16 protein-coding genes are annotated in these 14,309 nt (G+C 49.7%); 7 read left to right on the top strand and 9 right to left on the bottom strand.

Annotated features, from left to right (window positions below; genetic code table 11):
* Positions 1-2: 2 nt before the first annotated feature.
* Positions 3-1,673: a glutamine--tRNA ligase/YqeY domain fusion protein gene (locus BM030_RS03310; protein WP_090971158.1), complete on the bottom strand. Its 1,671-nt coding sequence runs from the start codon at positions 1,671-1,673 to the stop codon at positions 3-5.
* Positions 1,674-1,761: 88 nt separating this feature from the next.
* Between BM030_RS03310 and BM030_RS03305 the strand changes: the two genes are divergently transcribed.
* A complete protein-coding gene (locus BM030_RS03305) occupies positions 1,762-3,066 on the top strand; it encodes an FAD-dependent oxidoreductase (RefSeq protein ID WP_170845618.1) in 1,305 nt (434 codons plus the stop codon).
* A gap of 9 nt (positions 3,067-3,075) precedes the next feature.
* Here BM030_RS03305 and BM030_RS03300 read toward each other — a convergent pair whose 3' ends face one another.
* A complete protein-coding gene (locus BM030_RS03300; protein WP_090971668.1) occupies positions 3,076-3,549 on the bottom strand; it encodes an Lrp/AsnC ligand binding domain-containing protein in 474 nt (157 codons plus the stop codon).
* Positions 3,550-3,976: 427 nt separating this feature from the next.
* Between BM030_RS03300 and BM030_RS03295 the strand changes: the two genes are divergently transcribed.
* Entirely contained in the window at positions 3,977-5,020 is a 1,044-nt protein-coding gene (locus BM030_RS03295; protein ID WP_090971666.1) for a hypothetical protein, read from the top strand.
* A gap of 3 nt (positions 5,021-5,023) precedes the next feature.
* Here BM030_RS03295 and ruvC read toward each other — a convergent pair whose 3' ends face one another.
* Both ruvC and BM030_RS03285 read right to left on the bottom strand, forming a co-directional pair.
* The gene (gene ruvC, locus BM030_RS03290) at positions 5,024-5,587 is read right to left on the bottom strand and encodes a crossover junction endodeoxyribonuclease RuvC (RefSeq protein ID WP_090971154.1); all 564 of its coding nucleotides are present in this window, start codon (positions 5,585-5,587) and stop codon (positions 5,024-5,026) included.
* 110 nt (positions 5,588-5,697) lie between these two features.
* Positions 5,698-6,534 (bottom strand): energy transducer TonB, encoded by an 837-nt coding sequence (locus BM030_RS03285; RefSeq protein WP_090971152.1) that lies wholly within the window; start codon positions 6,532-6,534, stop codon positions 5,698-5,700.
* 199 nt (positions 6,535-6,733) lie between these two features.
* On the opposite strand from BM030_RS03285, the gene BM030_RS03280 reads away from it, so the two are divergent.
* Together BM030_RS03280 and BM030_RS03275 are read left to right on the top strand one after the other, a co-directional pair.
* Positions 6,734-7,708: a lysylphosphatidylglycerol synthase domain-containing protein gene (locus BM030_RS03280; protein WP_090971150.1), complete on the top strand. Its 975-nt coding sequence runs from the start codon at positions 6,734-6,736 to the stop codon at positions 7,706-7,708.
* A complete protein-coding gene (locus BM030_RS03275) occupies positions 7,689-8,822 on the top strand; it encodes a glycosyltransferase family 2 protein (RefSeq protein WP_317615090.1) in 1,134 nt (377 codons plus the stop codon). Before BM030_RS03280 ends, BM030_RS03275 begins: the two co-directional genes overlap by 20 nt.
* Here the strand turns inward: BM030_RS03275 and BM030_RS03270 are convergent.
* From BM030_RS03270 to BM030_RS03250, 5 genes are all read right to left on the bottom strand, one after another.
* Positions 8,815-9,546 (bottom strand): lysophospholipid acyltransferase family protein, encoded by a 732-nt coding sequence (locus tag BM030_RS03270; protein WP_090971146.1) that lies wholly within the window; start codon positions 9,544-9,546, stop codon positions 8,815-8,817. The two genes, BM030_RS03275 and BM030_RS03270, sit on opposite strands and share 8 nt — an antisense overlap.
* Positions 9,547-9,632: 86 nt before the next feature.
* Positions 9,633-10,163, bottom strand: a complete 531-nt coding sequence (locus BM030_RS03265) for a hypothetical protein (RefSeq protein WP_090971144.1) — start codon at positions 10,161-10,163, stop codon at positions 9,633-9,635.
* Between the two features lie 23 nt (positions 10,164-10,186).
* Positions 10,187-10,915: an SDR family NAD(P)-dependent oxidoreductase gene (locus tag BM030_RS03260; protein ID WP_244518649.1), complete on the bottom strand. Its 729-nt coding sequence runs from the start codon at positions 10,913-10,915 to the stop codon at positions 10,187-10,189.
* On the bottom strand, positions 10,902-11,825 hold the full coding sequence (locus BM030_RS03255) for a lysylphosphatidylglycerol synthase transmembrane domain-containing protein (protein WP_090971139.1): 924 nt from the start codon (positions 11,823-11,825) through the stop codon (positions 10,902-10,904). Before BM030_RS03255 ends, BM030_RS03260 begins: the two co-directional genes overlap by 14 nt.
* Before the next feature lie 51 nt (positions 11,826-11,876).
* On the bottom strand, positions 11,877-12,212 hold the full coding sequence (locus BM030_RS03250) for a hypothetical protein (RefSeq protein ID WP_090971137.1): 336 nt from the start codon (positions 12,210-12,212) through the stop codon (positions 11,877-11,879).
* Positions 12,213-12,273: 61 nt separating this feature from the next.
* Between BM030_RS03250 and BM030_RS03245 the strand changes: the two genes are divergently transcribed.
* The 3 genes from BM030_RS03245 (at position 12,274) to rfbA (ending at position 14,307) form a co-directional block, all read left to right on the top strand.
* Positions 12,274-12,801, top strand: a complete 528-nt coding sequence (locus BM030_RS03245) for a hypothetical protein (RefSeq protein ID WP_090971135.1) — start codon at positions 12,274-12,276, stop codon at positions 12,799-12,801.
* Between the two features lie 27 nt (positions 12,802-12,828).
* Positions 12,829-13,356: a DUF2911 domain-containing protein gene (locus tag BM030_RS03240; RefSeq protein ID WP_090971133.1), complete on the top strand. Its 528-nt coding sequence runs from the start codon at positions 12,829-12,831 to the stop codon at positions 13,354-13,356.
* 75 nt (positions 13,357-13,431) lie between these two features.
* On the top strand, positions 13,432-14,307 hold the full coding sequence (gene rfbA / locus BM030_RS03235; RefSeq protein ID WP_090971130.1) for a glucose-1-phosphate thymidylyltransferase RfbA: 876 nt from the start codon (positions 13,432-13,434) through the stop codon (positions 14,305-14,307).
* Positions 14,308-14,309 lie beyond the last annotated feature (2 nt).

Raw genomic sequence — 14,309 nt, 5'->3', positions numbered from 1 at the left:
CCTTATTCTTTTTGCATTTCTTTGGCCCAGGTATCCCGCAGGGTAACGGTGCGGTTGAACACGGGGGCATCAGGTGTGGACCGTGTGTCCAGCGTGAAATATCCTTTGCGGATGAATTGGTAGCCTTTGCCCGGTACGGCGTTCAGCAAATCCGGCTCCACATAAGCGCGTTCGATAATGTGCAGGCTATCTGGATTAAGGGTTTTCTTGAAGTCTTCTTCTGCCGCCGGATTTTCTACGTTGAATAGCCTGTCGTAGAGGCGGACTTCAACGGTTCTGGCGTGTGGTATGCTTACCCAATGGATAGTACCCTTCACTTTTAAGCCGCTGGTATCGGCGCCACTTTTGGATTCTGGGATATAGGAGCAGTGGATTTCGGTAACATTTCCCGCCTCGTCTTTTACGAAATCTTCGCATGTTACGATGTAGGCGTGTTTCAGCCGCACCATCAGTCCGGGGCCGAGTCTAAAAAACTTTTTAGGTGGATTTTCCATGAAATCTTCCCGCTCGATCCATAACTCCCGGCTAAAGGGAATATCACGGCTGCCTTCGCCATCCGCTGCTTCGGGGTTGTTTTCGCCAGGGAGGGTTTCTTCCCGGCCTTCGGGATAGTTCGTGATGATCAGCTTCACCGGATCCAGTACGGCCATGCGGCGCCAAGCCGTCTTGTTAAGGTCTTCACGGATGCAAAACTCCAGCAGTCCAACATCAATGATGTTTTCGCGCTTGGCTACACCGATGCGCTCACAGAAATTACGGATGCTGGTAGGTGTGTAACCCCGCCGCCGCAGGCCGCTGATGGTGGGCATGCGGGGATCGTCCCAGCCTTCAACGTGTTTTTCGTTGACAAGTTGAAGTAACTTCCGCTTGCTCATGACCGTGTAGTTCAGGTTGAGCCGCGCAAACTCATATTGTTTTGACGGGAATATTTCCAGTTGTTCGATAAGCCAGTCGTATAACGGGCGGTGCGGCACAAATTCCAACGTACAGATGGAGTGGGTGATTTTTTCTATGGAGTCGCTTTGCCCGTGGGCAAAATCATACATGGGATAGATGCACCAGTTGTTGCCCGTACGGTGGTGGTGCGCGTGCTTGATGCGGTAGAGCAGGGGATCCCGCAGGTGCATATTGGGGCTGGCAAGGTCAATTTTAGCCCGCAGCACTTTCGCTCCGTCAGGGTATTTACCCGCGCGCATTTCTTCAAACAGGCGCAGGTTCTCTTCTGCACTCCGGTTCCGGTACGGGGTGGGGGTGCCCGGCTCGGTAGGCGTACCTTTGGAGGCGGCAATTTCTTCCGATGAGCTGTCGTCTACGTATGCCAGCCCTTTTTTAATAAGCTTTATGGCGTATTCGTAGAGTGTCTCGAAATAATCGGAAGTATATAGCTCTTCTGCCCATTGGTAGCCAAGCCACTGGATGTCACGCTTGATGCTTTCTACATATTCCGTTTCTTCGGTGACGGGATTGGTGTCGTCAAACCGTAGATTGGTCTTGCCGTTGTAGCGCTGTGCCAGCCCGAAATTGAGTACGATGGACTTCGCATGCCCGATATGAAGATAACCGTTGGGCTCGGGAGGGAAACGGGTCAGCACCCTGCCGCCGTGTTTGCCGGTACGTATATCTTCTTCGATGATTTCTTCAATGAAATTAAGTGACTTTTCTTCGTTTGCCATGGTGCAAAGGTAGGTATAAGTTTAAGATCAAAAAATAAACCTTTATGAAGCGTTTATGTCTAACTTTACGTCTTTCACTAAATCGACAATGAATAGAAATTATATAATTATACTGACCGTACTTCTGCTTTTTCCAGGGTGGGCATTGGCTCAGCGCAACCGCCCACAGCTTTTGGTGTATGGTTACGGTGCGGATGCTTATGCTGCCGCATTGCAGTCGTCCATGTCCAATATGCAAACCGTATGGGTGATTAATGGAGAAAAATTGGTGCCGGAGTTGACGTCCGACATGATTTCCGTAACGTCCAACACAGATCTTGATGCGGGGGTATGGGCTGACCTGCTCGGCGCGACGTTGCGGCATGATAAGCGCAATGATTCGGTTTCAGCCATTGCTAAACGGCGGATAAATCCACGTATTGTACAAAATGTAATGGATAGCGTGTTGAATGCGGCGAAAAACCTGGTCATCATTGAAGGGGGACAGTTGCGGTCGGTCAAAAAGTCGGGCAAGTACTGGCAGGTCGAGCTGGCCGACCGGAGCCGGTTTAAGGTACGTGCTTTGGTGGATGCCTCGACCGACGCCTATCTTTATCGGTTGGCCAAGGGCGAGGCGGACACCTTATCGGTACGGACCCCGGTGCCGGATACGTATTTTCAGGCGGTGCCTTACGACGGCTTGGCGCGTACGGGAGTGGCTGTAGGTGATCTGGGGGCTGGCCCGTTTACCCTGCCGCTGGCTTCGATGATACCGGCGGACGACAGCAACCTGTTTGTGACGCGTAAACTACCTGTGCTCCAATATCTGCTCAGGGGCACGCCGGATGACATCCCGTTGCTAATGCATGCGGGACAGGCCGTGGGAGCCACGGCAGCGTATGCCGCGTTTTTCAAGACCACTTCAGATAAGCTGGATGTCCGGACGATTCAGGGTGAATTGCTGCAATACGGTGCGCGCTTGATACCCTTTGCCGATGTGCCTATCCAGCATCCTCACTTTGATGTTGCCCAGCGTATTGGCGCCACAGGGATCTTGTTGGGTAAACCGGTTGAAGGGGGAGGGCTGCATTTTGATTGGGATGCGGCGGTGACAGCTGCCGAAATAAAGCCGGTATTGAACCAGCTTTTTTCAAGGAGCCAGATCTGGTTTGTAAATCACGCCAGTGTGGATACGCTCATGCTGCCTGATTTATTCAGTTACCTTAAATTCGTTGGCCAGCGCGGAAATGAACTGGAAGAATATGTGAAAAAAAACTGGAAACGCCGTTTCCAGTTTGAAGGTGAATATGACGAAAAACAGGTGGTTACACGCCGGATTTTCGCCGTATTGCTTGATGTGTATTGCCAGCCTTTTGCTGTCAAGGTAGGGCTTGACGGTACCATCCAGCGTTAGCCTTTTCGCTCAGGTAAGGCTGATTTGCCGTTTAATGCTTTCTTCCAACGATATAATGGTTTCCGTGCGTTGGATTCCCTTAACGGATTGGATGTCTTCATTAAGTACCTTCCGGAGATGGGTGGTGTCACGACAGATGATTTTGGCAAACATACTGTATGTGCCCGTGCAATAGTGCAATTCCACCACTTCTTTGACCTGTTTTAGCTGTTCAACGGCATTATTGTACTGCGAACCTTTCTCTAAGTAGATGCCCAGGAAGGCTGTGATGTCAAAACCTACCTTTTGAGGGTTGATAGTTAGATTTGAGCCTCGAATTATACCCATTTCTTCCATCTTTTTCATCCTTACGTGTATAGTTCCGCCAGAAACAATTAATTTTTTTGCTATTTCTGTGTAAGGTATAGAGGCATTGTTCATTAAAATGGATAATATTTGGATGTCTAAGTTATCAAGGTCTAAATTTTCATACTTTTTTTCCATAAAAAATGATGTTTTTTTCAAATTATCTCAAATTTAATTATAAAAAACATAAAAATTGAATTTTTTTCATCAAAAAATTTTAACGAACCGATATAATTATTACTTTTGTATCAACAGATCGGCAGAAAAGATTGAATAGTGCTGATTTATTAGTGTCGCCCTCCCTCAATTTAATATAGGTTTATAATTGGTTAGCGTAGAAGCTCCTCTCCCAAAGGAGCTTCTTCCTTTTTATCCCTGCTGCAAAATTATCGAAATTAAAGTTATTGCGGATGTTTTTTGTCATTTTTTCAAAATGTTAGGCCGAAACCGGATCTTTTGTAAAGATATTTTAATCGGCTTTGTTTTAACCGGCCCGATTGGTATATTTACCATAACCCGCACGCCGGACACAACGCTGTGGCGATGGGTTGACGAATATAGCACCATGGAAATTCAAGACGTGACGATTTCGCGGAAAAAACCGATATATCCGGTTTCGGCGGCCCTGCAAAAGTACTTGCGCACGTATCAGCGTGACGCCCGTATGCCCATTGGATACAGGCACCTGATGGACTTTTACGAAACGGTGCCGGTGATGGACAAACATGGGAGAGATACCCTTTGGGAAACACCGCTTTATCCGCCGCATGTGCAGGAGCAGCTCTATAATGGATTGAAAATCATTTATGCGCAGCTGAAGGCTTCAGGCAATACGCGTATCGTGGAGCATAAATATATCGATAGGGTCGAATATTGTGCCTTTGGCAATACGCATCCCTTCCGGGTGCGGATCGTGAACCGGCTCAACGATGTATATGACTATTTCTATGTGAAACAGGCGGACGCTTCGCGGATATATGGGCTGGAACTGGAGCAGATCATTTCTCCCAACCCGGTCAATTATTTGGTGGATGGGCATACACTTGTGGAGGAGCATATCGTGGGAATTCCAGGGGACGTGTTCGCCAAATCACTGATGTATACGCCGGATTACAATCCTAAACGGATAGCCAAGGAGTTCGTAAAATTCAACGAACGGTGTATCATTACATTGCTGGGAGACATGCGTGCGTATAACTTCGTAATGCAGATAACGCCTGATTTTGACGATTTCCAGTTCCGGATCAGGGCTATAGATTTTGATCAGCAGTTTTATGAAGGCAACCCCAAGGTGTATATGCCGCAGTTTTTTAAGGATAACCTGCCTTACGTGCAGCTCTGCATGGAACACTTGACGGAACGCACCGTGTCACAGTACCAACAAGAGGAACGTTCGTCGATCGTACACCGGGTACGGAGCGAGCGCCACCGGATTGCAGCTTTGCGTGATGTATCCAATACGGAAGAACTGTCTACACCCGACAACGTGATTCGGCTCAGGGAAGGCTATGCCCGTTATTTCCATGATAATCAATACCTGAGGTGCTGTACGATGACCGACATTATTGAGCTGAACGTTAAGAATGTAATCAGGCAGGTGAAATTATAGTGGCTATTTTAGACGGTCTGCATTGTTGCGCACGAATGCTTCCCATCCCGAATAACTCTGACTCTTGGAATTTGCAGCTTGGTTTTGGAAGGCATGGCAGACGGCCACGGCCAATCCGTCTGTTGCATCCAGAAATTGTGGGGTTTCTTCAAACCGGAGTAACGTTTTCAGCATGGCAGCCACTTGTTCTTTGGCCGCGTTGCCGTTACCTGTAACCGATTGCTTGACTTTCCGCGGCGCATACTCGAAGATGGGGATGTCCCGGTGCAGTGCGGCCGCCATTGCCACACCCTGGGCCCGGCCCAGCTTGAGCATCACCTGGATGTTTTTTCCGTAAAACGGTGCTTCCAACGCCACACAGTCGGGTTTATATTCAGTAATAAGCCCGTCGGTTTTTTGGAAAATGCGCTGCAATTTGAGGGCGTGGTCACCCAGGTGGTCCAATTTGATTACCCCCATGCTAATTAACGACAGTTTTTTGCCTGTTTCCTTGATAATCCCGTAGCCCAATACAGCCGTACCGGGGTCTATTCCCAGGATAATCCGCTCACTGCTGGTTTGCCCCATGGTGCAATATTACGGTTTTTCTGTCGCTAATGGGTATGCGTTGAAATTTTTGGAACTCAGCGGATGGCGTGCACCATCCGCTGAGTCGCTGCAAGCTTGCTCCACGATGGTCAGGGGCTGATGGCGAGCCCGATGGACAGTTGGTAGGTTACCCGTACCGGCCTGCCATTTTGTACGCCGGGGCTCCATTTGGGCGAGGCTTTCAACAGCCGCATGGCTTCTTCACCCGTGCCGAAGCCCAGGTCGCGCAGCACCCGGATGTCTGTCAGGGAACCGTCGCGTTCTACCACGAACTGGAGGATAACCTGTCCATTGATGCCAATCTCCATGGCTTGCGGTGGATAGCGGTAGTTCTTTTGTACATAAGCCAGGAAGGCATCCATGCCGCCGGGGAACAGGGGAGGGATTTCCACGGAGGTGAATGGCAGGTCTGAATCAGTGCCTGCTTCGGTTACCTGTGCGTCACCTTTTCCGTCGCCCACGGGGAGGTCGATATGGATAGCTGCTTTCGGGTCGCCCTCCAGGGTCTGCGGGCCGGGGGTTGCCAGTTTGAGTGTGGCTACGGATGGAGGCTCTTCGGTTACTTGATCCGCTTTCACCACCACTGGTGGCGGCATCCGTACTTGTTTGGTTCGGGGCGCCGGCGGGGCTGCGGCAGGCGGCTCCGGTACCGTTGGGTTGATTGGTGGAGGAGGAAGCAGATCCATGGTTGTCACTTTTTCTTTTAGCGGACTTAAGGCTTGGCTGGTTCCATCCGGGAAGTACCGGCTTTTAATAAGCGGTGGCAACAGGGATGCCACAAATGCGGTGGACGCAATAAATAGTGCCAGGTTTGCATGTTTGGCGGCGTTGCGCCTCAATACGTAGGCGCCATACTGTTTGTTGCGCCCTGCGAAGACGATATCCAGCCAGTGTTGGCTGAAGATATCCTGTTTGGGATACCACATAACGTTAAGTATTATAGATGAACAAAAAAGTTGAACAAAACGGCCGTTATGTTATCCTCTTGGAAGCGCGCTTCCTGTTTCCTTATAGATGAAAACGGTGGACGGATTCCATAAACTGTCCTGTTAACGACGGTCCGGAAACGGGCGGGTTAAAAAAGGCGATGAAAAATTTGTAACATTGCACGCAAAATCATCGGGTTTGACCAATAGAACAAAGCGTATATTGGCTATTGCCATCAAAGTCGCTATCCTGGTGCTGGTGGCATGGGTGTTGTACCATAAGCTCAACAACCACCGGAACCTCCGGGAATTTGAGCGGCTGATGCGCAATTTGGGCTCGCAGACGGTTGCTATTACGCTGTCGGTGGTTGTCAGTCTAATGGTTGTCAACTGGTTGCTGGAGGCCGTGAAATGGCGTTACCTCTGCCGTTACATCGAGCCCATAACGTTGTGGAGGGCGGTGCAGTCGGTGTTCTGTGGACTTACATGGGCGGTTTTTACACCGAACCGGATTGGTGAGTACGGCGGACGGGTATTGTTCCTTAAACCACGGAAACGTATTTTCGGCGTTGTGGCCATGGGGGTGGGGGCATTGGCACAGCTTGTACTGGTAAGCGTTGCCGGGTCGCTCAGCATCGCGTGGTTCGCCAACCGATTCCTTGGCCTGGACACCATTGCCGGTGGTGCCATTTGGTTGCTGGCGGTGGGCTATGCCGGGTTTTTTCTCCTGTTATATTTTAACGTGGCATGGATTAACGGTTGGATTAAGCGGATTGCTTTTCTCCGGAAATTCCATCGTTTTTTTGAGATCTTAACACGCTATAGCCGTAGGGAACTTCTGATTGTGTTCCTGAACTCATTGGCCAGGTTCGTTATTTTTACGTCCCAGTATTGCATATTGATGTTGGTTATCATTCCCGGCATAGACTTTTTGCCTATGCTGTTATTGATTTTTATTCTGTTTTTTGTGCAGGCTGCATTGCCTACGCTTGATTTATTCGATTTCGGGGTAAGAAGTGTCACGGCCAGTTATTTATATGCACATATTACGGATCAGGACCTTGCCGTTATGGCGATCGCATCCTGTATTTGGTTTATTAACCTTATATTGCCTGCTATCTTGGGTTCGGTGTTTGTTTTAAAAATAAACTTCTTTGGCGACACAGCTAATTAGTGCCGCGGTTGCGGTATTCACAGGGATCTATGTCATTTTGGTTTGCTATATGCGGGCTGGGTGGCGATCGTTGCCTTATTTTTCGGCGAAGCGCACGCCGGGTACGCGGGTGAGTGTGCTGATTGCGGCAAGGAATGAAGCGGATAATATCGGACGTACGCTATCCGATATATTGGCGCAGCGTTTTCCGCGGGAATTGCTGGAAGTCATCGTTATAGACGACCACTCTACCGACAACACTTCGGCAGTGGTGGAGTCTTATGCCGAACAGGGGGTTAAGCTACTGAAACTTAACGAATCTGAACCACTGAACTCCTACAAGAAGAAGGCTATCTCCACGGCTATAGCCGTGGCTACGGGCGAATTTATGGTAACGACAGATGCCGACTGCCGTATGGGCCCCAACTGGCTGGCTACCCTGGTGGCCTATGCCGAAGAAAATAAATCATATGTGGTATCTGCTCCGGTAGTTTATTCAGCGCAACGGAGTTTTTTTGAAGAATTGCAAACGCTGGAATTTTTGTACCTCGTTGGACTGGGGGCGGCGGGGATTGGGAACGGGCGGCCATCGACCTGCAATGGTGCTAACCTCGCATATCGGCGCGATGTGTTCTATGAAATGGGGGGGTTCAGCGGCATCGATCATCTTGCTTCTGGCGACGACGAGCTGTTTCTGCATAAAGTGGCGGCTGTATATCCGGAAAAAATCGGCTTCTGCAAATCAAGGGACGCGGTGGTTTATACCGATGCCAAACGCGACCTGCGCGGATTCATCAACCAACGTAGGCGCTGGGCGTCAAAAAGCACCCATTATAAAGAAAAAAGTGTTGTTGCGCTGGGGGTGTCCGTTTGGCTGTTTAACGCGCTGCTGTTGTTATGCGGCATAGCGGTATTTTTTTATGCCGGATCGCTGGGGACGGTATTGGCGGTGGCGATGTCATCGAAATTGTTGGCTGAACTGTTTTTCCTCTATCCGCTCTGCAGGTTTGCCAAGCGAACGGATCTGCTGGTTTACCTGCCGCTGCTTACCATGCTGCATGTGTTATATATGGTGTATATCGGCATTGCCGGGAATATGGGGAAGTATCAGTGGAAAGGGCGCCGCGTTAACTGATCTTTTCACGGATGCGTGCTTCGGCCTGTGCCACCACTTCTTCTGCATTGAACCCGTAAGGTTCTATGGGAGCAAGTACTTCCCATGACATGTGGATGAATGTGTTTAATGGGAAGGTGCCGTAGCGTACCATCTTCCAGGAATCGTTGATGGCAATGGGAACCACCAATACGTTGGGTACCTTTTTTAGAATGGTAGCTATGCCTCCGACGTTGAAGGGCTTAACCTTGCCTGTTTTTGCCCGGGTCCCTTCCGGGAAGATGAAGGCCGACCAGTTTTTGGCTTTCATGTTGTTAGCCAGTTTGAGAATTTCTGCAATGGATTGCTTTGGATCCTTCCGATCGATATTGGCTGCACCTCCATGCCGCAGATTAAACGAAATGCTTGGAATACCTTTGGCGAGTTCAATCTTGGAAATGAATTTACCATGGTGTTTCCGGAGAAAAAAAATCAGCGGAGGAATGTCATACATACTTTGGTGGTTAGCCACAAAGAGTATAGGGCGGTCTGTAGGAAGCTGCTGCTTGTTAATAAATTTTACCCTATTGCCCAATACATAGTAAAGTGCCAGCAGGCAGCCATTCAGTATGTCTACCGATTTTTTGTGCGTTTGGTAGCCCCCCAGTTTCAGGCAAAGCCATTGGACAGGATGAAACACGGTAATGACGATACCGAAAAGCAGATAGAATACAGGTGAAAGGAGGTAACCAAAAAATTTTCTCATCGGCGATACGCTGCAATAGCTAAGGCATTTTTGCGCAAAGATAAGATTTACCCATCATTTAGACGAATATCGATGTTCAAGCCGTGTCACCGGGGGGTGCTGTTCGTTTCGAAATGCTCGCGGGTATAGGTGCCCGGTATGGCGTGGTCGCCTTCTTCAAAAACAAAATGTACAGCTTGGATGCCGGGCAATTCGGTATAGGCATACGTGGCTTCCAACAAATACATGGCAGCTCCGGACGACCCCATCTGCTGGGTGAGGAAGGAAGCATCCGTGATCTGCACATGGAGCGTATCGTTGACGGTGCTGTCTACCGTAAGCACAACCTGGGGGTAGGCGTTGGCCAACAACTGAGTTATCCTGTCTATGGTAAGTAGCGAGCCGCCATCAAAATCGGGGTTTTTTTGGGCACGCAGTTGTTCGGACGTTTCATCAAATACGGCGGCATAAGGTAGCGAAGGTGCCGCCGTTTCCGTCGTTTCCGCCGCGTCCGGTGCAAGGCTGTCCGGCTGTTGTGCCGTTGAAGCGTTGTCCCTGGATTCGTTCTGGCAAGCGAAAAAAAACACTGCGATGCCGAAACAGACAAGCAGTTGTTGGTATAATCTCGTTGTTTTCATCCTTCCTGTTTATTAATGCCCTGTCAGGGTGTGGTTACCGCAACAGGTAATACTTTCCCATTGAAAAACCGGTGCCCCGTGAGCGCAAATTGGGCGATGTATTCTCCCATTGCTGATGCACTCACGGGCGACTTATAATGAGGAAACGCTTTGGCAAGCATTTCTGTTTGTGCCGAACCCAAAGCTAAGCAATTTATTTTAATTGCTTGGTCCTGTAATTCGGCGGCCAGGCATTCCGTCAATGTATGCAGTGCACCTTTACTGGCCGAATAAGCTGAAAGCCCCGGGAATTTTGAACTTCCCTGGAAACCGCCCATGCTGCCGATGTTGACAATGTGTCCGCCGGCCGGTATCAACGGTAACAACTGCTGTATCATTGTTGCAGGCCCGATTAAATTGGTGGCCATCATCCGGGAAAAATCAGTGGCCGTGGTTTCCATAAAAGGCTTGTTAATCAAGGTGCCGGCATTGTTAATGAGAATATCTACGCGACCGAGTTGCTGTTGCACAAATGGCAGCAATTCGTCTGTGTAATTGCCATGCACCATGTCAAATGGCAGCGGGTGGATGCAAGCGCCAGCATTGCGTAATGTTGCCGCTTCAGCAAGGCGTGCCAGCCCGTCAGCCGAACGCGCCAATGCGACAATCTGGTGTCCGGCAACGGCTAAATGGAGGGCTGTTTCAAACCCGATGCCGCTGCTTGTTCCGGTAATGACGATGTTTGCCATGGTATTGTCGTTAATCGCGCTCATCTTCGTTGGCTGTTTCCACTTCCTCACTGGTAGGGAGTTTATCTGTTCCTAACCCTTGTGGCCTGAAAATAAAATAGGCCCCCGAAGCGGCTAACGCTGCGGAAACCACGTAGAATAATAGGCTGATGAGCAATGCCAGGCGTTCATCCATGTGAAAGTACTGCGCTCCGGCCACATTGACAATTTCCCGCAGCCCCAGTCCGCTCACGGTAAACGGCACTACCGCAACCAATGAAGAGAGCAAAAACATAAAAAGGTAAGGTGAAAATTTGCCGTCATATTGCAAGGCGTATAGCAGGCAGATAGCGCAAATCACCTGCATGGACTGTGCAGCAAGGGCTTTAGCATGCGTTGAAAAAAAGCGCTGGGTATAGTCTGGGAAATACCGGCGGATAGTCGCATAGTAGGCGATGGTGCCGACGATAACCAGCAGAATGGGAACCTCATTCGGAACCTGCAGCCGGGGGATGAAAATCACCAGCGCCGATGTAATCAGGCATAATGCCCATAGCCCGCTGAGCCGGTCAAAAAAGACGGCCGACAGCACCTTACGCCCCTTTATCTTGAATTTCCTGCGCAGGAAATAGATTTTGTAACCGTCGCCACCAATGCCCCCTGGCAGGAATAGGTTATAAAATAAGCCCAGTAGAAACAGTTTGAAATTGTACCGCTCCGACAATTGAAGTCCGATGCCCTTGAAAAAGCCGTTCAGCCGGAGGGAAGCAAAAACAGCATAACCGCCATACGCGATGAACGCAGCCGCAAGGAAAGCCGGATTGGCTTTAATCAAAGCTTCCTTGATGTCGTTTGGATTTATCTCGCTGGTACGGAATACCCAATATAATGCCCCTGCTGTAACGCAGATTTGGAGCGCCGTCTTTAGTATCCGCCAGGTTCTCTTTTGAGCCATGTCTCGGGTGATAAGACCCCAAAGGTATAAAAAAGGAAAAAATAACGGGGGCTAGCCGAAAATCAGCGGGTAGATTTTTACATAGAGCATAATCAGGTAGCCAATCAGCAGTGCCGTATTCAACGAGAGCATCCAATTAATGTCTATATGGCGGTATTTGTTCCGAAGCGTGAGGATGAGCAGCGCCAAGAAGCTGACGAATAACAACCCCGGGAAGATGAACGCCCATTTATTGGTGATGTAGACAAACGTCTGGCTCAGCGGCCGTATCGTTTCTTGCTCAAGGATAAAGGGCGCGAAGGAAAAGAGCAGCAACAGCATAAATAACCGCACCAAAAGTTTGGCGACAAATTTGCTGGTGGTATGGTTTTTGGATGGAAGAGTCATGCAAATCTTTTATCTTTACATCACAAAAGTACAATACGTAATCATACAATAGCTGTTTAACATGACAAAAAAGTTCATTTTTCCGTTTGCCTTTGCCGTTTGCCTGGGCCTTTTTTTGGAGTCCTGCACCCCTAAACAAGCGGCCGTAGGCGGTTCGCCCTCGGCCGCGGCCTGGCGGAGTGGGGTAAAAGGCCAGTGGGTGCTTCAGTCGATTGATAAAGAGAGCTTCCCGGCGGCTTACAGTGTAAAAACGGTCTTCGAGGAGGCGCCCGCAGAGTGTTTCGTCGGTAGCGTATGGAACCTGCCGAACAACGGCAAGGGAAGCATCACGTTTGATGCGGAAGGCAAACTGTGCGCGCCCGGTGCGGTACGGAATATTGTCTGGTCCATTTACAATCCAGGAAAGGGGATCGGCGAACCTCAATTCCAATTCAAAAAAATATATCCGGGCGATAAACCCAGCAATGTGACAGCCGGATACCGTTTGGATCTGGCGTATGCCGACGCGGACCAAATGGTGTTGCGTATGCCGTTGCAGCTGGATGGCAACACAGGGTATCTCGTGTTTAATTTTGAAAGGCTTAAATAATCACATTATTGTAAACCTAATTTTTGAATGATGATGAAAGCACAAATTCTATCCTTTTTGTTGGCAACGGCAATATCGACGCTGGCGTTTGCTCAGCAGGACAAAAGCCAGCGGGCAAGTCCGCCAGATAGTACAGTGGCGACTACCGCTGACGGGGTGACAATAACCATCCACTACAGCAAACCCTCGTTGAAGGGGCGGCAGTTAGGTGTAGATGTGGCCCCATTGGGCAAGGTTTGGCGTACAGGAGCCAATGAAGCCACCACCTTTGAGGTAAACCGGGATGTGCTGGTAGAAGGGCAACGCCTGCCGGCAGGTAAGTACAGTTTGTATTCAATACCAGATGAGCAGCGCATGACCATCATCTTCAACAAAATCTGGGATCAGTGGGGCACCCGTTATGATGAGTCGCAGGATGCACTGCGCATAACCGCTGTGCCGACTGCCGGACAGCCGCATGCAGAACAATTTACCATCAAGGCGGATAAAACCGGTACGGTAACCCTGCTTTGGGGCGACGTTGGTGTATCCTTCACGGTTAAGGCTGCAAAATAAGTTCACCGCCTTCCGGTTTCAGGCTAAAATTAATACTTTTACGCCCTGAAGCGTATTTAAATCAAGAAAAAACAGGTGAAAGGTATCATTTTAGCTGGGGGATCAGGAACGCGGTTGCACCCCTTGACATTAGCTGTGAGCAAGCAGCTCATGCCGGTGTATGACAAGCCCATGATCTATTACCCGCTGTCTACACTGATGCTGTCAGGTATACGGGAAATGCTGATCATCTCTACCCCCCATGATTTACCGGCTTTCCGTAAACTATTGGGGGATGGCTCGCAAATCGGGTGTACATTTACCTATGCCGAACAGGCCGTTCCAAATGGGCTCGCCCAAGCATTCGTCATCGGAGCCGATTTCATCGGAAACGACAAGGTAGCGTTGATTTTGGGCGATAACATCTTTCACGGGGAAGGACTCTCGCGCTTGCTCCAGCGGAGTGCCGACCCCGATGGTGGCGTGGTGTTCGCCTACCCGGTATCCGATCCTGAACGATACGGGGTTGTAGAGTTCGATGAGCAGCGCAACGTGGTGTCTATCGAAGAAAAACCTACCCGCCCCAAATCCAACTATGCGGTGCCGGGTCTGTATTTTTATGACAATTCGGTCATTGAAATCGCCAAACACATCCAACCTTCCGCACGGGGCGAGTACGAAATTACGGATGTAAATAAAGTGTACCTTCAACAACAACGGCTTAAGGTAGGCGTATTCAGCCGCGGCACGGCATGGCTGGATACAGGCACGTTTACCTCGCTCATGCAGGCCGGCCAGTTTGTACAGGTAATTGAGGAACGACAGGGCCTAAAGATCGGCTGCATTGAGGAGGTGGCATACCGCATGGGCTTTATCGATGAACAGCAGCTTGAGGCTGTAGCGCAGCCGCTGCTGAAGAGCGGTTACGGGCAGTACCTGTTAAAGTCGGTCTTAAAAAAGAGTAACGTATAGCG

It is taken from the genome of Parapedobacter composti, from assembly GCF_900112315.1.
Taxonomy (GTDB): Bacteria; Bacteroidota; Bacteroidia; order Sphingobacteriales; family Sphingobacteriaceae; genus Parapedobacter; species Parapedobacter composti.
This window is presented reverse-complemented; position numbering and strand designations above follow the sequence as displayed.